The organism is Bradyrhizobium diazoefficiens (assembly GCF_016616235.1).
GTDB lineage: Bacteria > Pseudomonadota > Alphaproteobacteria > Rhizobiales > Xanthobacteraceae > Bradyrhizobium > Bradyrhizobium diazoefficiens_H.
Genome location: NZ_CP067100.1, coordinates 4,598,875 through 4,622,699 on the forward strand (window position 1 = coordinate 4,598,875; position 23,825 = coordinate 4,622,699).

Below are 23,825 nucleotides of genomic sequence, written 5' to 3' on the forward strand. Positions count from 1 at the left end.
GCTGTAAAACCCGGCCATGACCAAGCCACTCGCTGACCGCATCGCTCTCGTCACCGGCGCCTCGCGCGGCATCGGTTTTGCCACGGCCCTCGCGCTGGCGAAGGCCGGCGCGCATATCGTTGCCACCGCGCGCACGCAGGGCGGGCTGGAAGAGCTCGACGACGAGATCCGGAAAGGCGGCGGCAGCGCCACGCTGGTGCCGCTCAACCTCACTGACTCCGACGGCATCGCGCGGCTTGGCGCCGGCCTGCACGAGCGCTACGGCAAGCTCGACATCCTCGTCGGCAATGCCGGCGTGCTCGGCCCGTCCTCGCCGATCGGCCATATCGAGCTCAAGACCTTCAACGACGTGATGGCCGTGAACGTCTCCGCGAACTTCCAGCTGATCCGCTGCATGGAGCCGCTGCTGAGGAAATCCGATGCCGGCCGTGCCGTGTTCATCACCTCGGGCGCCGCCAACAAGGCGACCGCTTATGTCAGCCCCTACGCCGCCTCCAAGGCCGCGCTGGAGACGCTGGCGCGCGCCTGGGCGCAGGAGACCGCGAACACGCCTCTGCGCGTAAACCTGTTCAACCCCGGCCCGGTCCGCACCCGCATGCGCGCCATCTTGATGCCGGGCGAAGATCCAGCAACGCTCGATACACCCGAGCAGGTGGCCGAATTCATCGTGCCGTTATGCGCCCCGGACTGGACCGAGACCGGTAAGTTCTACGACTACAAGGCCCGCAGCCTGATGAGCTTCCGGCCGCCGGCCTGATCGACTGAGGCGCCTCCCCCGATTGTCGGACGCGCTCACATAGCGTCTCAACGCATTTTGTCCAAAAGTTAACGGACGGATGACGCTACGACGCAGCGTCCTCCGGCTTTAGGTGCATTGCCGCCGGCCGTAGGACACGGTAGAGCCACAGCCGGACCAAGGCTCCGCAAGAGAGCCGTCCGCATATTTGACAACGGAGGGAATCTTTCATGACGACGTTCGCGCGCCGCTCTGCGGCCCTGCTCGCCTGCGCCGCTTTCGGTTTTGCCACATCCGCCTCTGCCCAGGACAAAGGACAGGACAAGACCGTCAAGATCGGCGTCCTCAATGACATGTCGAGCCTCTATGCCGATATCGGCGGTCCGAACTCCGTGGTGGCCATCAAGATGGCGGTCGAGGATTCCGGCCTGCTCAAGAAGGGCTGGAAGATCGACGTGCTGAGCGGCGATCACCAGAACAAGCCCGACGTCGGCGTCAACATCGCCCGGCAGTGGATCGACAACGAGAAGGTCGATGCCATTGCGGATACGCCGAACTCCGGCGTCGCGCTGGCGGTGAGCAATCTGGTCAAGGAAAAGAATTCGGTGCTGCTGAATTCGGGCGCAGCTTCCGCCGATCTGACCGGCAAGGCCTGCACGCCGAACACGGTCTCCTATACCTACGACACCTACATGCTGGCCAACGGCACCGGCAAGGCGCTGACCAAAGCCGGCGGCGACACCTGGTTCTTCCTCACCTCCGACTACGCCTTCGGTCATGCGCTGGAGCGCGACACCTCGGCGGTCGTCACCGCCAATGGCGGCAAGGTGCTCGGCAGCGTCAAGCATCCGATCAACACTGCGGATTTCTCGTCGTTCCTGCTGCAGGCGCAATCGTCCAAGGCCAAAGTGGTCGGGCTCGCCAATGCCGGCGGCGACACCACCAACTCGATCAAGCAGGCGGCCGAATTCGGCATCGTTGCCGGTGGCCAGAAGCTCGCCGCGCTGCTGCTGTTCATCAACGACGTGCATTCGCTCGGCCTCAAGACCGCTCAGGGCCTGACCTTCACCGAGTCCTTCTACTGGGACATGAACGATCAGACCCGCGCCTGGTCGAAGCGCTTCGCGGCGCTGGCCAGCAAGAATGCGATGCCGTCCATGACGCAGGCCGGCAACTATGCGATGGTCCTTCACTATCTCAAGGCGATGGACGCGCTCGGCGGCAATCCGCATGATGGCGCCAAGGTCGTCGCCAAGATGAAGGAGCTGCCGACCGACGATCCGCTGTTCGGCAAGGGCCCGCTGCGCGCCGACGGACGCCGTCTCATTCCGGCCTATCTGTTCGAGGTGAAAAAGCCCGAGGAGTCGAAGGGACCCTGGGACTACTACAAGCAGATCGCCACGATCGCGCCGGAGGACGCGGCCAAGCCGCTCAAGGATAGCGAGTGCCCGCTGGTAAAGAAGTAAGCGGATAGTCGGTCACGCACAGCCTCAACGACGTCATGCCCGGGGCTCGTCCCGGGCATCCACGTTTGCCGCAGACAAACGACGTGGATGGCCGGGACAAGCCCGGCCATAACGGGCAATCAAGCTGTCTTCGTTGCAGCCAGCGTCCTCACCGCGATCGCCACGCAAACCACCATCAGCACCGCCGCGAGCAGGAACGGCGCGCCCGGCAGATGCAGCGGCGCGCTGGCGCCGATGAAATAGGAAAACGTCAGCGTGAACAGGAACGGGCCGACCAGCTGCGACACGCTCTGCACGCTCGCGGTCGCGCCCTGCAATTGGCCCTGCTGATCGAGCGCGACCAACCGCGTCATCAGCGATTGCGACGCGGCGCCAGAGATGCCCCATAGCGCCAGAATGGGAATGCCGAGCCAGGATAGCGGTCCGGTCGGGGCAGCGCCCAAGACCACAAAGCCGAGTGCGCCACAGCACAAGCCGAGCAACAGTGCATTGCGCTCGCCGAGCGCACGCACGATCGGACCGATGGCGAGCCCCTGCACCACCATGGCGCAGATGCCGACCATCGCGAGCGTCAGCCCCACCGTCTTGGAATCCCAGCCGTAGCGATAGGTCGCATAGAGCACGAAGGTCGAGGGCAGCACGACATGGGCGACCTGCGCGATGAAGTTGACGACCGACAACGCGGCCAGCGCCGCGTTGGACCGCAGCAGATGCAGCGCCCCGACCGGATTGGCGCTCCTCCAGTGGAACGGCGCGCGCTTCTCGGGCGCCAGGGACTCCGGCAGCACGAATAGCCCATAGAGTGCATTGGCAAGGCTCAGAGCCGCCGACGCCCAGAACGGCAGCCGCGGATCGAGATCGCCGAGCAGGCCGCCGAGCGCCGGGCCCAGGATGAAGCCGGCGCCGAAGGCAGCCCCAATCCTGCCGAAGATCGCCGCACGCCGCTCCGGCGGCGTGATGTCGGCGATATAGGCGAACGCGGTCGAGACGCTGGCCGAGGTGATGCCGGAGATGACGCGGCCGATGAACAGCCACAGCAGGGATGGCGCCAGCGCCATCAGCACATAGTCGGCGGCAAGGCCGAAATTCGACAGCAGCACCACCGGCCGCCGTCCAAAGCGATCCGACAGCGCCCCTAACACCGGCGAGAACACGAACTGCATCAGCGCCCAGGCGGTGCCAAACAGGCCGAAGATGCGGGCCGCATGCGCGGTATCGTTATCGACGAAGCCCTCGATCAGCTTGGGCAGGACCGGCATGATCACGCCGATCGCGATCATGTCGAGCAGGATGGTGACGAAGATGAAGGCCACCGCGCCGCGCCGGACCGGCGCAGTGCCCTGCGCCATCGCCTCGCCGGCGCCATCGCTCATGACGGCCGCTTGCGCTTGTGCGCGAAGGGATTGGCCTTCTCGCGCAGGGTGATGCGCACCGGCGTGCCCGGCAGCTCGAAGGTCTCGCGCATGGAATTGGTCAGATAGCGCAAATAGGACTGCGGCACCGCGTCGGCGCGCGAGCAGAACAGCACGAAGCTCGGCGGGCGCGCCTTGTTCTGGGTAATGTAGTTCAGCTTCAGCCGGCGGCCGGAGACCGCCGGCGGCGGATTGGCCTGGACCGCCTGCTCGAACCAGCGATTGAGCGCCGAGGTCGGCACGCGCCTGTTCCAGACCGCATAGGCATCCTGGATCGCCTGCATCAGGCGGTCGATACCCTCGCCCATCAGGCCCGAGACGGCAACGATCGGTACGCCCTTGACCTGTGGCAGCCAGTGGTCGGCGTCGCGGCGCAGGCTCGAAATGGCGCCGCCGCCCTTGGTCTCCATCAAATCCCATTTGTTGACGGCGAGCACGACCGCCCTTCCCTCGCGCTCGATCAGATCGGCGATGCGCAGATCCTGCTCCTCAAAGCGGTTCTGCGTGTCCATCATCAGCACGACGACCTCGGCAAATCGCACCGCGCGCAGCGCGTCTGCGACCGAGAGCTTTTCCAGCTTCTCCTCGATGCGCGAGCGCCGGCGAAGACCCGCGGTATCGAATACGCGAAACTCGCGGCCCTTCCAGTTGATCTCGACCGCGATGGAATCGCGCGTCGTGCCGGCCTCCGGGCTTGTCAGCAGGCGCTCCTCGCCGAGCAGATGGTTGATCAGCGTCGACTTGCCGGCATTGGGCCGGCCGACGATGGCGACCCGGATCGGGCGCATCGCGGCCTCTTCCTCGGACAGCGGCGCGTCGTCGTCCTCTTCCTCCTCGACGGGCTCCGGCATCAGCTTGGCGAGCGCGTCGTAAAGTTCGCCCATGCCTTCGCCGTGCTCGGCCGAGACTTGGATGGGATCGCCAAGACCGAGCGCGAACGCTTCCATCGCGCCGGCATCGCCGTGCTTGCCCTCGCTCTTGTTGGCAACGAGCAGTACTGGCTTGTTGGCCCTGCGGGCGAAATCGGCGAAGGCGCGATCGGTGGGCGTGAGGCCGATGCGGGCATCGATCACGAAGAACAGCGCGTCGGCCTGGGCGATCGCGGCCTCGGTCTGCTCCTGCATGCGCGCGGTCAGCGAGCCCTTGGCGCCCTCGTCAAGGCCGGCGGTATCGATGATAGTAAATTCGAGATCGCCGAGTCTCGCCTCGCCCTCGCGGCGGTCGCGGGTGACGCCGGGCAGGTCATCGACCAGCGCGAGCTTCTGCCCAACCAGGCGGTTGAACAGCGTCGATTTGCCGACATTGGGCCGGCCGATGATGGCGATCGTGAAGGGCATCGGTCATTCGTGCGCTGCCGGGGCTGCGCCTGTCAATGTATGAAGAGATCAGCGCGAAAAACTGCCGCTCGGCAGCGGCGCCGGGAAAGCGCCCTGCGACTGCTGCTGCGTGGTCTGGGTCGGTTGCGCCTCCTGGACGGGCTGATCCGGCGGCGGCGCGGTGGTGCGTTTGCGCACGATCTTGTGCTTGGACGGCGGAGCGGTCGTGGGCGGCGCGGCCTCCGGCTGGGCCTCGCCATCGACCTCAGCGGCAGGCGCCTCGGCCGGTGTAGCGGCCGCGGCGGCGGGCTGCCTGGTCTTCTTCGCCTTCGCGCCCTTCGCCGGCTTGGCCGGTTCGGGCGGCGGCTCCGCGGGCAAAGCGGCAACCGCCCCCGCGTTCGGATCGGGCTGCTGCTGGGCGCCCTTGTACATCTCCTTCGGCACGCCCTGCTCGAGACCCGGCACCCCTTCCGGGAACACCGGCTTACGGTCGCCCGGCAGCTTCTTCTTGGTGTCGAGGAAGTCGAGCATATCGCTTGGATCGAAGCTCGAACAGCCGCCCAGGACGCCGGTGAAGGCGATCAGGACGGCGGCTGCGATCAAGCGTGGCGTGCGGCGCATCTTGTATCTCGTCTACGTCAGAGGGCCCGTTGGTCCAGCTCTTGATCAGCTTTTGGCGACGGGCGGCAGCAGAGCCTGAAGCGCCTCGGCACGCGAGCGCAGGCCGGGCGGCGTTTCGCCGTCCTCGGCGATGACGTCGAGCCATTTGCGCGCCGCGGTGGCGTCGTTGTTGCGCCAGGCCGACAGCGCCAGCATCTCGCGGGCGCTGTGGCGGAAAGTGGAGTTGGGGGTGGCCGAAGCCTCCAACCGCTGCTGCATGTCGGCATAGGAGGCAGTGTCGAGCAGCAGGCCCGCGGCACGGATCTTCGCCAGATCCTGCCACTCGCCATCCACACTGCGGTCGACAGCAATGTCGTCATACATCTTGGCGGCGGCCTTGGGATCGCGGCTAGCGGCCTCGGCGGCCGCACGCAGCCGCGCCAGGGTGCGATAGCCCGACGGCGCCTTGGCAGCGAGCTCGGTGAAGGCGGCCTCGGCCTCAGCGTGCTTGTTCTGGTCGGACAGCTCGGCGGCCTTGTCGAAGGCGGCGCCGGCCTCGGCGGCCTTTTTGGCCTCCAGATATTGATAGCCGCGCCAGCCGCCGACGGCGGCAACGATCAGCACCATCAGGGCGATGAAGTAGATCGAATATTTATCCCACAGCTTCTTGAGCTGTTCGCGACGTACTTCCTCGTCGACTTCGTCAAATAATTCAGACACTTATGCTAATCCCATGCCCGTCCGGGTGCGCGCGCCAAGGCGTCCGCGTCAGGAATCCCGTCCCCGTGTGGCGGCGAGGTACCCTAACGATATGGCGGTGGCAAGGCAAAGCGAGCCCGATCAAGGCGTTAACCACCCGGAAGACCCCGGACGACCTGTCCGGCTCAGGTGCCCAGTAGCTCCCGTAGCTGCCGCTTCAGCACCTTGCCATTGGCGTTGCGCGGTAACGGCTCAGGCGTGATCGCCATCGTTTCCGGCACCTTGTAGTCGGACAGCCGCTCGGCGCACCACGCGCGCAAATCCTCGCTGCCGACCGGGACACGCGTCACCACGACCGCGTGGACGCGCTCGCCCAGCACCGGGCATGGCTTTGCGATGATCGCGCTCTCGACCACCGCGGGGTGGCCGGCCAGCACGGACTCGACTTCGGCCGAATAGATCTTCAGCCCGCCGCGGTTGATCATGTCCTTCTGGCGGTCGAACACGCGGACGAAGCCCTCAGCGTCGACCGAGCCGAGATCGCCGGAATGCCAGAATCCGCCAGTGAAGCTTTCCGCCGTCGCCTTCGGGTTGTTCCAGTAGCCCTTGATGACGGAGGCGCTCTGGATCCAGAGTTCGCCGGTCTCGCCATGCGGCAGCTCGCGCCCATCCGATCCCATCGCGAGAATGCATGCGCCCGGACACGGCAGGCCGACGCTGTCGATGTGGCTCGCGGTCAGCTCGCCCGGCATGATGGTCGAGGGCGATGTCGTCTCGGTCGCGCCGTAGCAGTTCGCAAGCTTCAGGCCGGGGATCGCCGCCTTGAGCTTCTCGATGGTTGCGACCGGCATCGGCGCGCCGCCGAAGCCGCCGATGCGCCAGCTCGACAGGTCGTAGCTGTCGAAATCCGGCTGGAGCAGGCACAGATTGTACATCGCCGGCACCATCACCGTGTAGGTGACGCGCTCGCGCGCAGCCAGCTTGAGATAGTCGGCCGCCCTGAACTCCGGCATGATGATCAGCGCACCGCCGCAGCGGATCATGGTCGTGATGTTGGCGACGACGCCGGTGACATGGCCGAGCGGCACCGCCGCGATCGAACGGTCCGCTTGCGTCAATTCCAGGCAGGACACGAACACCATCGAGGAATGCACGACGTTGCAATGGGCGAGCATCGCGCCCTTCGGCTTGCCTGTGGTGCCCGAGGTGTAGAGGATCATCGCGGTGTCCTCCTCGCCGACCTCGACCGGCGCGGGAGCCGGCGGATTGTCCGCCAGCGCGGCGAAACCCGACAAAGCCGGATCGTGGTCGATTGCGATGCGGTGGATGACGTCGGGCACATCGCCCGCATCGGGCAGGCGCTCGGCGAGCCCCGCTTCATGGATCAGGATTTTGGCGCCGCAATCGGAGAGGACGTAGGCGATCTCCGGCTTCTGCTGGCGCGTGCTGAGCAGCACCGTGACCAGCCCCTCATGCGCGGCGGCGAACAGCAGGAGCGGAAACTCGATGCGGTTGCCGAGCAGGATGGCGACACGATCGCCGCGCTTAAGGCCCAGCTTGCGGAAGCCCGCCGCAATCCGCGCGGCCTGCTCGACCGCCTGCCGCCAGCTCAGCCGGATCTCGCCGCAGATCAGCGCTTCGCCATCGGCATTGCGCGCACAGGCCTCCCGGATCATCGTCCACAGGTCCGCCGGACGATCACAGAACGCCGGCACCACCCGATCGCCAAAGCGCGCCTCGAGGCGCATCGGCGGGATCTGACATTGCGACCAGTCCATCGGAACGACTCGGCTTGTTGTTTCTGTTATCTTCCGGGCACGGACCTCAGGGTCCTGTCTTGTGCCGATCGGCTATACCCCCACGACGGGAACACCGATCACCACGGGATGGAACGCAAAGGCCAGCGCCAGATAGGCCACGACACCGACGGCGACTGCGATCAGATCGTTGGTGACGCCGCCCACCGGGATCGGCGGCGCCCCGGCGTCCTTGCGATGCTTGAGCGAAATACGGTCATACACCGCCCAGCCCAGGAACGAGCCGAACAGGATGATCGAGCCGAGATCGCCATTGGCGAGCAGATGCGCGGCCGCCCACAGCTTGATGCCGGCCAGCATCGGATGCTTCAGCGTTGCGTAGATGCGGCCGCGCACATAGGAGGCGACCACCAGGATGACGGCGGGCAGCATCAAGGCCAGCGTGATGTGCTTGAGCGCCTTCGGCGGATACCAGACGTCGATCCAGCCGGTCGCACGATAGTGCGCAAAGCCCCAGACGATCAGCGCAAGTCCCGCAAGAGAGACCACGGAATAGAGGATCTTGTAGGTCCCCTCGCCGAGCCTCGCGATCGCCTGCGCGCGTGCGTCGCGTTTCGTCGTGAAAATATGGGCCACGAAAAACAGCACCAGCCCCAGGACCATGACCAGCAGACCCACGACATCCTCCCCTCGTCCAGCGCCCCCGCCCATGGCGTATCATCGATTGGCCGCCGCTCGCAACTGACGCGCTACTTGCCGAGCTCCCGATTGTCGACATAGCGGATCGCGATCGGCCGCCCGGCCAGGGCGCCGCCGAGCCCGCTGGTGAATTTCAGGGGCAGACAAGCTTTCAGCGATGAATTGATCGCGTTGAGATAGGTCGTTCGCGTGTCCGCGGGAACGCCGGCGGTCGCGTAAGTCAGGCGGGGCGGGCCGATCAGGCTGCCCGCCTTGTTGAAGCTGAAACGGACCGACATCTGCATGCCTGCGCGGGCTTTGTCCGACGGCGGCGACCAACAGGTGCGCAGTTCGGCGAAGAGGTCGCCGATCGTATTGAGATCGTGATCGGGCTTTTGATATTTGGCGCGGTCGGCCTCCGACGGGACGCTCTCGATCGTCAGCTGCAAATTCTGGCCGTAGGGATAGTCGATCTCGGGAATGCAGGGCCCGGGCTCGAGCGGGCTGCAATAGGACGGCGTGCACGGGCGGTTGTCGAGCACGCTGCACGGCTCGTGTGCGAACGGGATGGGATTGATCTGGCGACGCTGCGCATTGGCGGCGACGGTCGATATCGTCAGCAGGAGAAAGATGAGGATGCCGCGCCACATCATTATGCGAGCTCGCGATGTCACGTAGACCAACGTGGCATTGCCGCTGAAAGCGTCAAGGCCGCGCGCGTTCACATGCTCGCGCTCAAGCACGCTGTCGTCGCCCGGCTTGACCCGGCGACCCAGTATTCCGAGACGGACATGACGGAATCGAGCCGCCGCGGCGTACTGGATGCCCCGGCAAAGCCGGGGCATGACAGCGGAATGGTTGGCCGCGCAGCGGTGGGCGGAACGGCCCTACCCCTTCTTCTTGACGTCCTTGACGTTGGTGAACTGGATGCCCTCGGCGCGTTCCCTGGTGTAGCCGAGATAGAATTCGTTGCGGGCGAGATACACCGGATCGCCGTCGACGTCGTCCGCGATGCTGGAGGTGTTGGCGGCGATGAACGTGTCGAGCTTCTTGCGGTCCTCCGAGGAGACCCAGCGTGCAAGCTGGAACTCGCTGACCTCGAACTCGACCGGCAGCGAATATTCCGCATCGAGCCGGGCCTTCAGCACGTCGAGCTGGAGCGCGCCGACGACGCCGACCAGCGCCGGTGCACCGTCGCGCGGGCGGAACACCTGGACCACGCCCTCTTCCGACATCTGCTGGAGCGCTTCCTTCAGCTTCTTCGCCTTCATCGCGTCGGTGAGACGGACGCGGCGGACGATTTCCGGCGCAAAGCTCGGCACGCCGACGAAGTTGAAATCTTCGCCCTCGGTCAAGGTATCGCCGATGCGCAGTGTACCGTGGTTGGGAATGCCGACGACGTCGCCGGCAAAGGCTTCATCGGCGACAGAGCGGTCCTGCGCGAAGAAGAATTGCGGGCTCGACAGCGGCATGCTCTTGCCGGTGCGCACCAGCTTGGCCTTCATGCCGCGGCTGAGTTTTCCGGAGCAGAGGCGCGCGAACGCGATGCGGTCGCGGTGGTTCGGATCCATGTTGGCCTGGATCTTGAACACGAAGGCGCTCATGCGCGGATCGGTCGCTTCGACCTTGCGCTGGTCGCTGTCCTGTGCGCGCGGCTCGGGCGCGAACTTGCCGAGGCCCTCGAGCAGATCGCCGACGCCGAAATTGCGCAGCGCGCTGCCGAAATAGACCGGCGTCAGATGGCCCTCGCGAAATGCTTCCAGCTCGAACGGTTTCGAGGCTTCGGTGACGAGCTCGAGCTCGTCCTTGACCGCGGACACATCGAGATTGGCGTTGAGCTTGGCGAGCTCCTCGATCTCGATCTGCTGGGCCGCGCCGGTTTTGGCGCCGCCGCCTTCGAGCAGGCGCACGCCGCCGCTGACGACGTCATAGGTGCCGAGGAAGTCGCGGCCGCGGCCGACCGGCCAGGTCATCGGCGTGGTGTCGAGCGCCAGCGTCTTCTCGATCTCGTCGAGCAGCTCGAACACGTCGCGGCTTTCGCGGTCCATCTTGTTGATGAAGGTGATGATCGGGATGTCGCGCAGGCGGCACACCTCGAACAGTTTTCGCGTGCGCGCCTCGATGCCCTTGGCGGCGTCGATCACCATGACCGCGGAGTCCACCGCCGTCAGCGTCCGATAGGTGTCTTCCGAAAAGTCCTCGTGGCCCGGCGTATCCAGCAGGTTGAACACGAGGCCTTCGAACTCGAAGGTCATGACCGAGGTCACGACCGAGATGCCGCGCTCGCGCTCGATCTTCATCCAGTCCGAACGGGTGTTGCGCCGCTCGCCCTTGGCCTTGACCTGGCCGGCGAGATTGATGGCGCCGCCGAACAGCAGCAGCTTCTCGGTCAGCGTGGTCTTGCCGGCGTCAGGATGCGAGATGATCGCAAAGGTCCGCCGCCGCGCCACTTCAGCGGCAAGCGGGGAACGGGCCGGCGATTCGGCTGTGGTGGCGGCAATGTCGGACATGGCGGGAGCGTTTGGCAGGGAAAATGGGCCGGATCAAGCCTGATTTGGTGATTGCGGCCTCCTGCGGCCAGCCCCATATCGCCGTTTGGGGAGGGACGGCCCTCCTCTCCACCAGCATATCAGCCGCGGGGACGACCCTGCCTTGAATGGAGGGCCGTCATGGCCTGGAGCATCCTGTTCGTCGCCGGTCTTCTCGAAATCACCTGGGCGATCGGCCTGAAATACACCGAGGGATTCACCAGGCTTGTTCCATCAGTCGTCACGCTCGCGGCCATGGCCGGGAGCGTTATCCTCCTCGGACTTGCTCTGAAGTCTCTGCCTGTCGGAACCGCCTATGCGGTCTGGACCGGGATCGGTGCGGTCGGCACGGCGACGCTCGGCATCATCCTGTTCGGCGAGCCCGCCACGGCGTTCCGCCTCGCCAGCATCGGACTGATCGTCGCCGGCATCGTCGGGCTGAAGCTCGTCACTTGAATATCTGGACTGCCCACCAGGTCAGCGCAGCCACGATGGCCGAGGCCGGGATGGTGATCACCCAGGCATAGACGATCGAGCTTGCGACGTTCCAGCGCACCGCCGAGACCCGGCGGGCCGCGCCGACGCCGACGATGGCGCCGGTAATTGTGTGGGTGGTCGAGACGGGCACGCCGAGGAAGGTCGCCATGAACAGGGTTGCCGCGCCCCCGGTCTCGGCGCAGAAGCCCTGCATCGGCGTCAGCTTTGTGATGCGCAGGCCCATGGTGCGGACGATGCGCCAGCCGCCCATCAGCGTGCCCAGCGCCATCGCCGCCTGGCACGACAGCACCACCCAGAACGGCACCGAGAATTCATTGCCGAGATGGCCTTGCGAATAGAGCAGCACGGCGATGATGCCCATGGTCTTCTGCGCGTCGTTACCGCCATGGCCCAGCGAATAGAGCGAGGCGGAGGCGAATTGCAGGATGCGGAAGGCGCGATCGACCGCGAACGGCGTCGAACGCATCGAGAGCCAGGACACGATCGCCACGAGCATCATCGCGAGCAGGAAGCCGACCAGCGGCGACAGCACGATGGCCAGCACGGCCTTGGAGAGACCGCTCCACACTGCGGCCGAGATCCCGGCCTTGGCCATGCCGCCGCCGACGAGGCCACCGATCAGCGCATGCGAGGACGAGGACGGGATGCCGAGCGCCCAGGTCACGAGATTCCAGACGATGGCACCGATGAGCGCGGCGAAGATCACCTGGGCATCGACGATCGAGGGATCGATGATGCCGGTGCCGATGGTCTGGGCGACATGCAGGCCGAACACCGTGAAGGCGACGAAATTGAAGAAAGCAGCCCAGAACACTGCGAATTGCGGTCGCAGCACGCGGGTCGAAACGATCGTTGCGATCGAATTGGCGGCATCGTGCAGGCCGTTCAGGAAGTCGAACAGCAGCGCGACGGCGATCAGTCCGACCAGGACGGGAAGATCCAACGCGGCATCCACGGCGGCCCTGCCTTAAAGCTTGCGCATGATCTCCGCGCAAACGCGTTCCGCGTTTGTCGCGAAGGAAAACCGCTGCACACTTTTCCGGATCATGCGCTAGACCTGCTCGATGACGATGCTGTTGATCTCGTTCGCGACGTCGTCGAAACGATCGGCCACCTTCTCGAGGTGGTCGTAGATCTCTGCGCCGACGACGAAATCCATCGCGTTGCCGTCGCGATGCTTGAGGAACAGCTCCTTCAGGCCGATGTCGTGGAGATCGTCGACCCGACCTTCGAGCTTGCCCAGCTCTTCCGTGATCGCGGTCAGCATGGCGACGTTCGGGCCGATCGACTGCATCAGCGGCAGCGCGCGACCGACCAGGTTGGCGCATTCGATCAGAAGCCCGCCGATCTCGCGCATGGGAGGCTCGAAGCTGCGGACCTCGAACAGCATCACCGCCTTGGCGGTCTGCTGCATCTGGTCGATGGCGTCGTCCATCGAGGTGATGAGGTTCTTGATGTCGCCGCGGTCGAAGGGGGTGATGAAGGTGCGGCGCACCGCCGTCAGCACCTCCCGGGTGATGTTGTCGGCATCGTTCTCGAACTGGTTGACGCGTTGGCAATAGACCGGCGTCTCCTCGCCTCCGTTGAGCATGCCCTGGAGCGCGATCGAACCCTGGATCACAGTCTGGGCATGGCGGTCAAACAGGTCGAAGAACCGTTCTTCCTTGGGCAGAAAAGCGCGAAACCATCGCATCATGGGATAGGCTACCGGTTGGAAATGGCCCGGCTCAAACGAGCCGTCACAAAACTGTCATAGACCATTTCCGCCTCGCGCGCGTGTCATCTCACGCCCGCAAAGCCGGATCATCCACCGCTTTCACGCATTGGTAAATTGAATTTTATCAATGATTTAGAGCGAGCGCCGGAAGTAATGCGCGATTTCGCCGATGACGCCGCGGCGGAAGGTGAGCACGCAGATCACGAAGATCGAGCCCTGGATCACCGTCACCCACTGGCCGAAGCCCGCCAGATATTGCTGCATGGCGATGATCACGAAGGCACCGACCACGGGGCCGAACACGGTGCCGAGACCGCCGACCAGCGTCATCAGCACGACCTCGCCGGACATCGACCAGTGCACGTCGGTGAGCGAGGCGTTCTGCGCCACGAACACCTTCAGCGATCCGGCAAATCCGGCCAGCGTGCCCGACAGAATGAAGGCCAGGAACTTGTACTGGTCGGTGCGATAGCCGAGCGAGATCGCCCGCGGCTCATTCTCACGGATCGCCTTCAGGACTTCGCCGAACGGCGAGTTGATGATCCGGAAGATCAAGAGGAAGCCGGCGAGGAAGCCGACCAGGACGACGTAATACAACACCGTCGGCTTGGAGAGATCGAACACCCCGAACATGTGCCCCTGCGGGATGCCCTGGATGCCGTCCTCGCCGTGGGTAAACGGCGCCTGGAGATAGATGAAGTACAACAGCTGCGACAGCGCCAGCGTGATCATCGAGAAATAGATGCCCTGGCGGCGGATCGAGATGTAGCCGGTGATGATCGACAGGCCGAAGGCCGCGGCAATGCCGACGAGGATGCCGAGCTCGGGCGGCAGCCCCCACACTTTGAGCGCATGCGCGCTGCAATAGCCGGCGGTGCCCAGGAACATCGCGTGGCCGAACGACAGCAGGCCGCCATAGCCGACCAGCAGGTTGAAGGCGCAGGCCAGCAGCGCGAAGCACAGCGCCTGCATCACGAAGAACGGATAGACCCCCGTGAACGGCACTGAGGCCAGCAGCAGCGCCATCACCGCGAATACGATCATCTCGTCACGCACCGCCCGCGGCGTCACCGGCAGCGTATCATCCGTCAAGGCTGTCATCTCAGGCCGCCCTTCCCGTCAATCCAGTTGGCTTCACCAAGAGCACCAGCACCATCAGCACAAACACGACGGTGTTGGAGGCCTCGGGGTAGAAATACTTGGTCAGGCCCTCGATCACGCCGAGCGCGAAGCCGGTGATGATCGAGCCCATGATCGATCCCATGCCGCCGATCACCACCACGGCGAACACGACGATGATGAGGTCGGCGCCCATCAGCGGCCGCACCTGGTTGATCGGCGCCGAGAGCACGCCGGCGAGCGCGGCAAGGCCAACGCCGAGCCCGTAGGTCAGCGTGATCATGCGGGGCACGTTGATGCCGAAGGCACGCACCAGCGTCGGATTTTCGGTGGCAGCGCGCAGGTAGGCGCCGAGCCGCGTCTTCTCGATCAGGAACCAGGTCGCGATACATACGACCAGCGAGAAGATGACGACCCAGCCGCGATAGACGGGCAAGAACATGAATCCGAGATTCATGCCGCCCTTGAGCTGGTCCGGAATGGCGTAAGGCAGACCGGAGGAGCCGAAATAGTTCTGGAACACGCCCTGCACGATCAGCGCGATACCGAAGGTCAGCAGCAGGCCGTAGAGGTGATCGAGCCCGGTCAGCCATTGCAGCATGGTCCGTTCCAGGATCATGCCGAAGATGCCGACGATGACAGGCGCCAGCAAGAGCGCCCACCAGTAATTGATGCCGCCGAGGTTGAGCAGGAAATAGGCGACGAAGGCGCCCATCATGTAGAGCGCACCGTGGGCGAAATTGATGATGTTGAGCATGCCGAAGATCACGGCAAGCCCGAGACTGAGCAGCGCGTAGAACGAGCCGTTGATCAGTCCCACCAGTAGCTGAGCGTAAAGAGCCTGCATCGATCCCGCACCCGGTCCCTTCGGCGTTCCTTAAGTAGACGCCCGCCGGCTGGTTGCCGCCGGGCTGTCGAATCTTACTTCTTGAGCAGCGCGCACTTGCTTTCTGACAGCGGCGTGAAGGCCTGGTCGCCCGAGACCGTGCCGACCAGCTTGTAGAAGTCCCACGGTCCCTTGGACTCCGAGGGCTTCTTCACCTCGAACAGATAGGCGTTGTGGATGGTGCGGCCGTTGGGCTGAATCGCGCCCTTGCCGAACAGATCGTCCTCGGTCGGCATCAACTTCATCTTCTCGACGACCTTGACGCCGTCATGCGGATTGCCGCCGAGCGCGTCCAGCGCCTTGAAGTAGTGACGCAGGCCCGCATAGACGCCGGCCTGCACCATGGTGGGCGGCGCATGGTTCTTCATCTTGTCGGCGAAGCGCTTGGAGAACGCGCGGGTCTTGTCGTCCATGTCCCAGTAGAAGGTCTCGGTGAAGTTGAGGCCCTGCGCGGTCTCCAGGCCGATCGCCTTGACGTCGGTGAGGAACAGGAGCAGCGCGGCGAGCTTCTGGCCGCCCTTGACGATACCGAACTCGGCGGCCTGCTTGATCGAGTTGGTGGTGTCGCCGCCAGCGTTGGCGAGGCCGATGATCTTGGCCTTGGAGGCCTGCGCCTGCAGCAGGAAGGAGGAGAAGTCCGGCGTGTTGAGCGGGTGCTTGACGCCGCCGACCACCTTACCGCCATTGGCAACGACCACGGCCGTGGTGTCGCGCTCGAGCGCCGCGCCGAAGGCGTAGTCCGCGGTCAAGAAGAACCAGGTGTCGCCACCTGCCTTCACCAGCGCCTGGCCGGTGGTGTGGGCCAGCATGTAGGTGTCATAGGTCCAGTGCACGGTGTTGGGCGAGCACTGCGCGTTGGTGAGGTCCGAGGTCGCCGCGCCCGAGTTGATGTAGACGCCGTTCTTCTCCTTGACGACGTTGTTGACGGCGAGCGCCACGCCGGAATTCGGCACGTCGACGATGACGTCGACCTTGTCGACGTCGAACCACTGCCGCGCGATCGCGGTGCCGATGTCGGGCTTGTTCTGGTGGTCGCCGGAGATGATGTCGATCTTCCAGCCCTTGGCGGCCAGGCCGGAATCTTCAACCGCCATCTGTGCGGCGAGGGTCGAGCCCGGTCCGCCGAGGTCGGCGTAGAGGCCGGACTGGTCAGACAGCGCACCGATCTTGACGGTCTTGTCCTGTGCGAAAGCCGCGCCGGCGGTAGTCACGGCCAGCGCCGTGCCGATCAGAAACGATGCAATCGACTTTTTCATGTGACTTCCCTCGTGAATTGTCTCTTGGCCAAAATTGTCGATTGGCCAAGTCTGCTCCTGGCCGTTTTAGACGCCGAGATAGGTGTGGAGCTTGTCCATGTTGGCGGCAAGCTCCGCGTTGGAAAATCCGTCAATGATCTTGCCGTGTTCGACCACGTAATAGCGGTCGGCGACGGTGGATGCGAAGCGGAAGTTCTGCTCGACGAGGAGGATGGTGAAGCCCTCCTTCTTGAGCCGCGCGATGGTATGGCCGATCTGCTGGATGATGACCGGCGCAAGGCCTTCGGTCGGCTCGTCCAGCATCAAGAAGCTCGCGCCGGTGCGCAGGATGCGCGCGATCGCCAGCATCTGCTGCTCGCCGCCGGACAGCTTGGTGCCCTGGCTGTTGAGCCGCTCCTTCAGGTTCGGGAACAGGTCGAAGATCTGCTCGAGCGGCAGTCCGCCCGCGCGGACCACCGGCGGCAGCAGCAAATTCTCCCGCACGTCCAGGCTGGAGAATATCCCCCGCTCCTCCGGACAGAACGCGATGCCCATGCGCGCGATCTTGTCGGAGGTCGCGCGGATGATGTCCTGGTTGTTGAACTTCACCGAGCCGGCACGCTTGCCGATGATGCCCATGATCGACTTCAGCGTGGTGGTCTTGCCGGCGCCGTTGCGCCCGAGCAGGGTGACGACCTCGCCCGCATTCACGTCGAAGTTGATCCCGTGCAGGATGTGGGACTCGCCGTACCAGGCTTCGAGGTTGCGGACCTGAAGGATGGTCCCGCCGTTGGCGGCCTTCGCCGGTGCTTCAGCCATCACAGTCTCAGGCATGACCGGCTCCCAGATAGGCTTCCTTGACGCGCTCGTCCTTAGTCAGTTCGGCGTAATGGCCCTGCGCGAGCACCTGCCCGCGCGTCAGCACGGTGATGATGTCGGAGAGATTGGCGACGACGCTCAGATTATGCTCGACCATCAGGATGGTGTATTTCGCGGAGATGCGCTTGATCAGCGCCGCGATCTTGTCGATGTCCTCATGGCCCATGCCGGCCATCGGCTCGTCCAGCAGCATCATCTCGGGGTCGAGTGCGAGCGTGGTTGCGATCTCTAGTGCGCGCTTGCGCCCATAGGGCATCTCGACGGCGGGCGTGTTGGCGAACTCGCTGAGACCGACATCGTTCAACAGCTCGCGCGCGCGGTCGTTGAAGCGGTTGAGCACGGACTTGGAACGCCAGAAATCGAACGAAGAGCCGTGCTGGCGCTGGAGCGCGACACGGACATTCTCCAGCGCGGTGAGATGCGGAAACACCGCCGAGATCTGGAACGAGCGAACCAGCCCCATGCGGGCCACGTCGGCCGGCGCCATCGCGGTGATGTCCTGGCCCTTGTACAGGATTTTCCCGGCTGACGGCTTCAGGAACTTGGTCAGAAGATTGAAGCACGTCGTCTTGCCGGCACCGTTCGGGCCGATCAACGCGTGAATGCTCCCACGGCGAACCTTGAGCGCAACGTCGCGGACGGCGAAGAAGCCCGCGAACTCCTTGGTCAAGCCTTCCGTTTCGAGAATGAACTCATCGGCCAAACAGATTTCCCCCTGCCCGCACGACGCGCTGGTCGCGGCTGTCCTTGTTTACTTCGTTTGCTCGGCCTTCCGGAGGCCTTGGAGCCCGTCCGGAACGCCGCCTCCGGGCGCGGAATATGCCGGAGGTGACGGGGGTTAGGCAAGGCGGAAAGCTGAGCAGATCAGGCCTCCGGCCGGGGATACAAATGCTCCCTTAGTCGGAGATGTTTCGATGCCGCCTGCCCGGCCTCCCGGTTCGCGAAAGCTCCGGTCATCAAGCCGTCGTTAACGGTGTTTCGTTCCCCGCGCCAGCCTTCATCAAAAATTTTCCCCCAGCCGCTATCATGCGCGGGTTTTGACATGCCGGGAATATTGTCTTGGATTTCGCAAGCGCCGCTCCCTCCGTCGTCAAGTCGATCAGGCAGCGTGATCTGCTGAACACATGGCTGCGGCTCTATGCGCGCGAGCAGACGGCGCCGGCGATCTCTGAGTATCAGCCCGCCAGGATCGAGGAAGAGCTGTCCGACCTGATCTATTATACGGTAGACATCTCGGCGCCGACGCCGCGCCTGATCATCCAGAGCGAGGGCACGCGCATCTCGCGCGCCTATGGACACACCGGCAAGGGCGTTGCGCTGGATGAGTATATCGGGCCGCGGCTCGTGCCGTTCGTGATGCCGGTCTATTACGAATGCGTGGCGCGCGGACTTCCGGTCTACAGCGTTGCTGATGTCGACGACATCTATGGCCGCGTCGTCGCCTATGAACGCCTGCTGCTGCCGTTCCAAACCGACGGCAAGGTCCGCCACGTCATCGCCTCGCTCAAAACGTTCTGCGAGGACGGCGGCTTCGAGATCAAGAATCTGATGCGCGGAAATGACGCGCTGCCGCGTCCGAAGCAGCGCGCGGTGATCGACCGCGACCTGTTTCATCGCGCCCCCGGCCGCATCGCAGCGGCCGACGTGGTCGAGTTCGCCGACCAGTCGGGTCCCGGCATCGCCAACGAGATCATCGAACTGAACTGACGCCCAGTGCGGGCACTGATCTACTTGACCTTCTATTTGGCCTTGACTTCTTTGGCATAGATATCCGGCTTGAAGCCAACCAGCAGCTTGCCGCCGGCTTCCAGCACCGGCCGCTTAATCATTGATGGTTGCGCTAGCATCAAGGCCAGCGCCTTCTGCTCGGTGAGGCCTTCCTTGTCGGCATCGGGCAGCTTCTTGAAGGTCGTGCCGGCGCGATTGAGCAGCGTCTCCCAGCCGACCTTGTCGCTCCACTGCTTGAGCTTGTCCTTCTCGACGCCTGCTGCCTTGTAGTCGTGGAATTCATAGGCGACGCCATGGGTGTCGAGCCAGGCGCGCGCCTTCTTCATGGTGTCGCAGTTCTTGATGCCATAGATGATGTTGGGCAAGACGTTTCCCCGCGCATGCGTCATATCGTGGTCCCCGGGGCGTTTTACGTCCCCAAGCGTTGTACGAAACTCCGCGTCGCGCCACAATATTGCGAACGACGCCAACCTTCCGAACGGACACCTTATGCACGTCACCCACGATCCCGCTGCGGCCGCCTTGCCGACCATCGACTTCACCAGCTTCCTGGCGGTCGATATCCGTGTCGGCACCATCATAGAAGCCAAACCGTTCCCGGAGGCACGCAAGCCGGCCTTTCGACTGTGGATCGACTTCGGCCCCACGATCGGTGTGCGCAAGAGCTCGGCGCAGATCACCGAGAACCATCCGCTCGAGACGCTGGTGGGGCAACAAGTCGCGGCAGTCGTCAATTTCCCGCCGCGCCAGATCGGACCTGTTGTTTCCGAGGTGCTGACGCTCGGCTTCCCCGATGCCGACGGCAAGGTCGTGCTGGTGCAGCCGAGCAAGCCCGTGCCGAACGGCGGGCGCTTGTTCTAGCCTTACGGTCGCGGCGGAATGTTCAGCCCGCGCTGCACGGCGGGGCGCGCGAGGCCCCGTTCGAGCCAGGCACCGACCGACCTGAACTGAGTGAACTCGACGAGATCGCCGGCGCCGTAGAAGCCGATGAGATTGCGCACCCAGCCGAGCATCGAGATGTCGGCGATGCTGTAGTCATCCATGAACCATTGCCGGCCCGTAAGATGCGTCTCCATCACGCCAAGCAGGCGCTTCGACTCGTTCACGTAGCGCTCCAGCGGCCGCTTGTCCTCAAAATCCTTGTCGGCGAATTTGTGGAAGAAGCCGACCTGACCGAACATCGGTCCGATGCCGCCCATCTGGAAATGCACCCACGCGAGCGTCTGGTAACGCCGCGCTGCATCTTCCGGCAAAAGCTTGCCGGTCTTCTCCGCGAGATATTGCAGGATCGCGCCGGACTCGAACAGCGGCAGCGGCCTGCCGCCGGGACCGTTGGGATCGAGGATCGCCGGAATCTTGCCGTTCGGATTGAGCGAAAGGAATTCAGGCGTCTTCTGGTCGTCCTTGCCGAAATCGACGAGATGGACTTCGTAAGGCAGGCCGATCTCCTCCAGCATGATCGAAACCTTGACGCCGTTCGGCGTCGGCAGCGAATAAAGCTGGAGCAGCTCGGGATGCTTGGCCGGCCAGCGTTTGGTGATGGGAAAGGCGGACAGATCGGACATTAGGACCCCGGGCGGCGTTCGTGAGTTGCCGCCTAATCTAGGCGAGCCATCGAACGGCGCAAGTCCGGGCGGCGACGCCGATCATTATGGCCGCAGCAAATGGCTGGTGATGTACACCGCGTCGCGCTGTGCGCGCTGCTCGATGAAGAGCTGTCCGGTCACGAGCAAGGCTCCGATGAAGACGAGCGCGAGCATCGCGGTCGCGAACTGACTGGCATCATTCATCGCACAAGCTTCTCTGTATTCGATCCGCACGAGGAACGCGCGCCAACCATTGGCAGTTCCCATGCACCTGAAATAAATTGCCGCTTTTTCCCGATCGATGATTGTGCCGCGTACCGCTTCAATAATTGATCTCCATCCGCAATCCGCGCGGATCGATCTCCTCCCCGCCGACACACTGCGTGCTGTCGCGTGCAGCGACCGCACAGGCACAGGCATCGATCAGGTCGTCACGGCCGATGCCGGTGCCATGACGCAGCGTCAGCCATTGCGGCAGGCGGGTGAAGCCGCGTTGCGCCAGCAGCGCGATGCGCTGTCCGCGGCCTTCCGCCGACGTCTTGGTCGCAAGCCGCACGCGGCCGGCCAGATTCCAGAAAATCAGTTCCGGATGGGCTTCGCCGATCGTCGCCTGCCGCGCCGGCGTCATGATCGCGTCGAGGTCCCTGATCTTGTCCCTGATGTTCCAGAGCTGCACCGAGACGCCCCTGCCCTCGCCTTCGCGCTCCCAGTAGTGGCGATTGGCTGCTGCCATGTCGGCAAACGTCCAGAGGTCGCGGCGCGCGCCGAGAAACACGGCAGGGCCGACCAGTTCACGGGCGCGCAGATCGCACAGGCGATAGCCGCTCGGATTCAACCCGATCGGCATGTCGATCATCGCCCGCGCATGCGGCATCGCGAGCAAGCGCGTCAGGTCCGGCGCATAATCGAAGCCGTGAGCGCCGCGCTCATCGATCCAGGCGGCGACCCAGCCGAAGCGAAATCCGTCGAGACCGAGATAGTTGGGCACGTGATACCGATTCGCGGTCAGCCGCCGACGGCCTGATAAGCGAGGCGCTTGAACTCGAAGAAGAACGGATTCCAGAATCCCATATAACGCTGCGTCATCAGCACGCCGGCGGTATTGGCCTCGGGGCAGATCCACCAATGGGTGCCGGCAAGCCCGCCCCACTGGAATTCGCCGGTCGAATTCGGCGGATCGAACGGCGTCGGCGCGAAGGTGACGGCGCCGCCGAGGCCAAATCCCTTGCCGGGAATCGGCCCTAGATTGGCGAAGCGGATCGTCTGCCCCGATGGCAGCTGGTTCGTCATCATAAGCCGCAACGTGTCCGGCTTGAGCAACGCATCCGACCCGGGCAACAGCGCGCGCACCAGAGCGAGCATGTCCGGCAAGGTCGAAACCAGACCGCCGCCGCCCGATAACCGCGGGAACGGCCGCCGATAGGCGTACGGATAAGGCAGATGGTCGGCGCGGGTCAGGCCCGGCTTCATGGGATCGAGCACATCAGCGCCGTTGTAGAGCGCGACCAGCCGGCCCTGCTGCGCCTCCGGCACGTAGAAGTCGGTATCGGTCATGCCGAGCGGCTCGAAGATGCGCACGTTGAGGAAGGCATCGAGGGGTTTGCCCGAGACGACCTCCACGACATGGCCGAGCACGTCGGTGGCGACCGAATATTCCCAGCTCGTGCCGGGCTGATAGGACAGCGGCAGATCGGCAAGCTTGTCGATCATGTCGGCGAGCGGCGTCAGCGGGTTGAGCACGCCCGCCCCGTTGTAGCCCTTGAACAGCACCGTGCCCGGATCGAAGATGCCGTAGCTGAGGCCGGAGGTGTGGGTCAGGAGCTGGCGGATCGTGATCGGGGTGTTGGCCGGCTCGACATCGGCAAGGCTTGCCGCGCCCTGCTTCAAGACCTTGCGGTTGGCGAGCTGCGGCAGGAATGTCTCGACGGCGTCATCGAGCCCGATGCGCCCCTCTTCCATCAGCAGCATGATCGCGCAGGTCACGAAGATCTTGGTGTTGGAGAACGCGCGAAAAATGTGGTCGGTCCGAAGCGCCGTGTTCGCCTCACGATCAGCAAAGCCGACGCATTGCTGGTCCACGACTTCGCGGCCGCGCAGCACCGCCCAGGACGCGCCCGGGACGATCTCCTGATCGACGTAGCGTTGCATCGCCGTCCGCACGGCGGAAAAATCGATTGGCCTGGTGTCCATGAATTGCAGCCCCCCTGAATTGGTTGCGATGGATATAGCGTCAAATCGGCCGCGGGGAAGCCACCCTTCCACGGTCGGGTCCGCGCAGGCCACATCGACATTTTTGTTTCGCCGCGTGTTCATCCCGCCGCGAGCAACACAACGAAAACCGCTACAATCCTCGCGGCAAGACCTCGTTAAGCGCGCGACCTTTAGCCTCACACCCATGTTTCCGCGTGTTTTCAACATCATCAAGGGCGACCGGCAATGACCTCGATCTCCGCAACCTCCACCACTTCCTATTCCCCGCTCGACCGCCTCAAGAGCGAGCTCACCAAGGAAGTCTCGGCGGGCACCATCAGCTCGAGCGACGAATCGGCGCTCTCCTCCGCGCTCGACGACATCGATTCTGCGCTCAAGAGCGGCGCATCCAGCTCCAGCTCCTCCTCGCCACCCTCGCCCGATGAGATGCAGTCCAAGATCGATGACCTCATCCAGAGCGAAGTGTCGAGCGGCAAGCTGACCAGCGACCAGGCCAGCGAACTCAAGAACGTGTTCGCCAACACGTTCTCGGACCGGGCCAATGGTGCCGGCGGCCCGCCTCCGCCGCCGGACGCGAGCGACGACTCATCGAGCACGGGCAGCACCGATTCCACCTCATCGTCGAGCTCGTCATCGGCCAGCGCCGAGGACCTGATGAAGGAGTTGCTCGCGATGCTCCAGAGCGCGACCAGCCAGTCGACCTCGTACAGCGCCAGCGGCAGCAGCAACTCCTCCTCCTCGAGCGCGCTGCTCGTCGACTACAGGACCTGACGT

The 23,825-nt window shown here is 64.3% G+C and carries 26 protein-coding genes; 7 read left to right on the forward strand and 19 right to left on the reverse strand.

The annotated features are described in order from the left end of the window. Positions 1 to 16: 16 nt before the first annotated feature. Positions 17 to 757, forward strand: a complete 741-nt coding sequence (locus JJB99_RS21975; RefSeq protein WP_200494404.1) for an SDR family NAD(P)-dependent oxidoreductase — start codon at positions 17 to 19, stop codon at positions 755 to 757. Positions 758 to 966: 209 nt separating this feature from the next. Continuing rightward, a complete protein-coding gene (locus JJB99_RS21980; RefSeq protein ID WP_200494405.1) occupies positions 967 to 2,202 on the forward strand; it encodes an ABC transporter substrate-binding protein in 1,236 nt (411 codons plus the stop codon). 119 nt (positions 2,203 to 2,321) lie between these two features. On the opposite strand, the gene JJB99_RS21985 is transcribed toward JJB99_RS21980, so the two are convergent. The 8 genes from JJB99_RS21985 to JJB99_RS22020 form a co-directional block, all read right to left on the reverse strand. After that, positions 2,322 to 3,575 carry a TCR/Tet family MFS transporter gene (locus JJB99_RS21985; protein WP_200494406.1) on the reverse strand — a complete coding sequence of 418 codons (1,254 nt, stop codon included), beginning with the start codon at positions 3,573 to 3,575 and terminating at the stop codon, positions 2,322 to 2,324. After that, a complete protein-coding gene (gene der, locus JJB99_RS21990; RefSeq protein WP_200494407.1) occupies positions 3,572 to 4,951 on the reverse strand; it encodes a ribosome biogenesis GTPase Der in 1,380 nt (459 codons plus the stop codon). Before der ends, JJB99_RS21985 begins: the two co-directional genes overlap by 4 nt. 48 nt (positions 4,952 to 4,999) lie before the next feature. Continuing rightward, complete coding sequence (locus JJB99_RS21995; protein WP_200494408.1) at positions 5,000 to 5,551, reverse strand: hypothetical protein; 552 nt, start codon at positions 5,549 to 5,551, stop codon at positions 5,000 to 5,002. A 45-nt stretch (positions 5,552 to 5,596) separates the two neighbouring features. Continuing rightward, on the reverse strand, positions 5,597 to 6,250 hold the full coding sequence (locus JJB99_RS22000; protein ID WP_200494409.1) for a tetratricopeptide repeat protein: 654 nt from the start codon (positions 6,248 to 6,250) through the stop codon (positions 5,597 to 5,599). A gap of 164 nt (positions 6,251 to 6,414) precedes the next feature. Next, a complete protein-coding gene (locus JJB99_RS22005; protein ID WP_200494410.1) occupies positions 6,415 to 8,007 on the reverse strand; it encodes a class I adenylate-forming enzyme family protein in 1,593 nt (530 codons plus the stop codon). Between the two features lie 72 nt (positions 8,008 to 8,079). After that, entirely contained in the window at positions 8,080 to 8,664 is a 585-nt protein-coding gene (locus JJB99_RS22010; RefSeq protein WP_200494411.1) for an NnrU family protein, read from the reverse strand. Between the two features lie 71 nt (positions 8,665 to 8,735). After that, entirely contained in the window at positions 8,736 to 9,314 is a 579-nt protein-coding gene (locus JJB99_RS22015; RefSeq protein ID WP_200500245.1) for a hypothetical protein, read from the reverse strand. Positions 9,315 to 9,551: 237 nt separating this feature from the next. Then, positions 9,552 to 11,174: a peptide chain release factor 3 gene (locus JJB99_RS22020; protein WP_200494412.1), complete on the reverse strand. Its 1,623-nt coding sequence runs from the start codon at positions 11,172 to 11,174 to the stop codon at positions 9,552 to 9,554. 159 nt (positions 11,175 to 11,333) lie between these two features. Here JJB99_RS22020 and sugE point away from each other — a divergent pair, with 159 nt between their 5' ends. Continuing rightward, positions 11,334 to 11,648, forward strand: coding sequence for a quaternary ammonium compound efflux SMR transporter SugE (gene sugE, locus JJB99_RS22025; RefSeq protein ID WP_200494413.1), 315 nt, complete (start codon positions 11,334 to 11,336; stop codon positions 11,646 to 11,648). Here the strand turns inward: sugE and JJB99_RS22030 are convergent. From JJB99_RS22030 to JJB99_RS22060, 7 genes are all read right to left on the reverse strand, one after another. After that, on the reverse strand, positions 11,641 to 12,645 hold the full coding sequence (locus JJB99_RS22030) for an inorganic phosphate transporter (RefSeq protein ID WP_200494414.1): 1,005 nt from the start codon (positions 12,643 to 12,645) through the stop codon (positions 11,641 to 11,643). The genes sugE and JJB99_RS22030 overlap by 8 nt on opposite strands. A gap of 96 nt (positions 12,646 to 12,741) precedes the next feature. Then, positions 12,742 to 13,386 (reverse strand): DUF47 domain-containing protein, encoded by a 645-nt coding sequence (locus JJB99_RS22035; protein ID WP_200494415.1) that lies wholly within the window; start codon positions 13,384 to 13,386, stop codon positions 12,742 to 12,744. A 153-nt stretch (positions 13,387 to 13,539) separates the two neighbouring features. After that, complete coding sequence (locus tag JJB99_RS22040; RefSeq protein ID WP_200494416.1) at positions 13,540 to 14,508, reverse strand: branched-chain amino acid ABC transporter permease; 969 nt, start codon at positions 14,506 to 14,508, stop codon at positions 13,540 to 13,542. Position 14,509: 1 nt separating this feature from the next. Further along, positions 14,510 to 15,373 carry a branched-chain amino acid ABC transporter permease gene (locus tag JJB99_RS22045; protein WP_200494417.1) on the reverse strand — a complete coding sequence of 288 codons (864 nt, stop codon included), beginning with the start codon at positions 15,371 to 15,373 and terminating at the stop codon, positions 14,510 to 14,512. Between the two features lie 74 nt (positions 15,374 to 15,447). Then, positions 15,448 to 16,668 (reverse strand): ABC transporter substrate-binding protein, encoded by a 1,221-nt coding sequence (locus JJB99_RS22050; protein WP_200494418.1) that lies wholly within the window; start codon positions 16,666 to 16,668, stop codon positions 15,448 to 15,450. Between the two features lie 66 nt (positions 16,669 to 16,734). Then, the gene (locus tag JJB99_RS22055) at positions 16,735 to 17,481 is read right to left on the reverse strand and encodes an ABC transporter ATP-binding protein (RefSeq protein WP_200494419.1); all 747 of its coding nucleotides are present in this window, start codon (positions 17,479 to 17,481) and stop codon (positions 16,735 to 16,737) included. Beyond that, complete coding sequence (locus tag JJB99_RS22060; RefSeq protein WP_027557526.1) at positions 17,474 to 18,229, reverse strand: ABC transporter ATP-binding protein; 756 nt, start codon at positions 18,227 to 18,229, stop codon at positions 17,474 to 17,476. The genes JJB99_RS22055 and JJB99_RS22060 overlap by 8 nt, the downstream gene beginning before the upstream one ends. Positions 18,230 to 18,585: 356 nt before the next feature. Between JJB99_RS22060 and JJB99_RS22065 the strand changes: the two genes are divergently transcribed. Next, positions 18,586 to 19,233 (forward strand): PAS domain-containing protein, encoded by a 648-nt coding sequence (locus tag JJB99_RS22065; RefSeq protein ID WP_200494420.1) that lies wholly within the window; start codon positions 18,586 to 18,588, stop codon positions 19,231 to 19,233. Positions 19,234 to 19,265: 32 nt separating this feature from the next. On the opposite strand, the gene JJB99_RS22070 is transcribed toward JJB99_RS22065, so the two are convergent. Then, entirely contained in the window at positions 19,266 to 19,619 is a 354-nt protein-coding gene (locus tag JJB99_RS22070; protein ID WP_200494421.1) for an ArsC family reductase, read from the reverse strand. A gap of 124 nt (positions 19,620 to 19,743) precedes the next feature. Here JJB99_RS22070 and JJB99_RS22075 point away from each other — a divergent pair, with 124 nt between their 5' ends. Then, positions 19,744 to 20,115: a tRNA-binding protein gene (locus JJB99_RS22075; RefSeq protein WP_200494422.1), complete on the forward strand. Its 372-nt coding sequence runs from the start codon at positions 19,744 to 19,746 to the stop codon at positions 20,113 to 20,115. A gap of 2 nt (positions 20,116 to 20,117) precedes the next feature. On the opposite strand, the gene JJB99_RS22080 is transcribed toward JJB99_RS22075, so the two are convergent. After that, positions 20,118 to 20,819 (reverse strand): glutathione S-transferase family protein, encoded by a 702-nt coding sequence (locus JJB99_RS22080; protein WP_200494423.1) that lies wholly within the window; start codon positions 20,817 to 20,819, stop codon positions 20,118 to 20,120. Between the two features lie 99 nt (positions 20,820 to 20,918). Between JJB99_RS22080 and JJB99_RS22085 the strand changes: the two genes are divergently transcribed. Continuing rightward, positions 20,919 to 21,173, forward strand: coding sequence for a hypothetical protein (locus tag JJB99_RS22085; RefSeq protein ID WP_200494424.1), 255 nt, complete (start codon positions 20,919 to 20,921; stop codon positions 21,171 to 21,173). On the opposite strand, the gene JJB99_RS22090 is transcribed toward JJB99_RS22085, so the two are convergent. Continuing rightward, positions 21,163 to 21,828, reverse strand: coding sequence for a DUF429 domain-containing protein (locus tag JJB99_RS22090; protein WP_200494425.1), 666 nt, complete (start codon positions 21,826 to 21,828; stop codon positions 21,163 to 21,165). The two genes, JJB99_RS22085 and JJB99_RS22090, sit on opposite strands and share 11 nt — an antisense overlap. Positions 21,829 to 21,845: 17 nt before the next feature. Next, the gene (locus tag JJB99_RS22095; protein ID WP_200494426.1) at positions 21,846 to 23,030 is read right to left on the reverse strand and encodes a serine hydrolase domain-containing protein; all 1,185 of its coding nucleotides are present in this window, start codon (positions 23,028 to 23,030) and stop codon (positions 21,846 to 21,848) included. 246 nt (positions 23,031 to 23,276) lie between these two features. On the opposite strand from JJB99_RS22095, the gene JJB99_RS22100 reads away from it, so the two are divergent. After that, entirely contained in the window at positions 23,277 to 23,822 is a 546-nt protein-coding gene (locus JJB99_RS22100; RefSeq protein WP_200494427.1) for a hypothetical protein, read from the forward strand. The last annotated feature ends 3 nt before the right edge of the window (positions 23,823 to 23,825 follow it).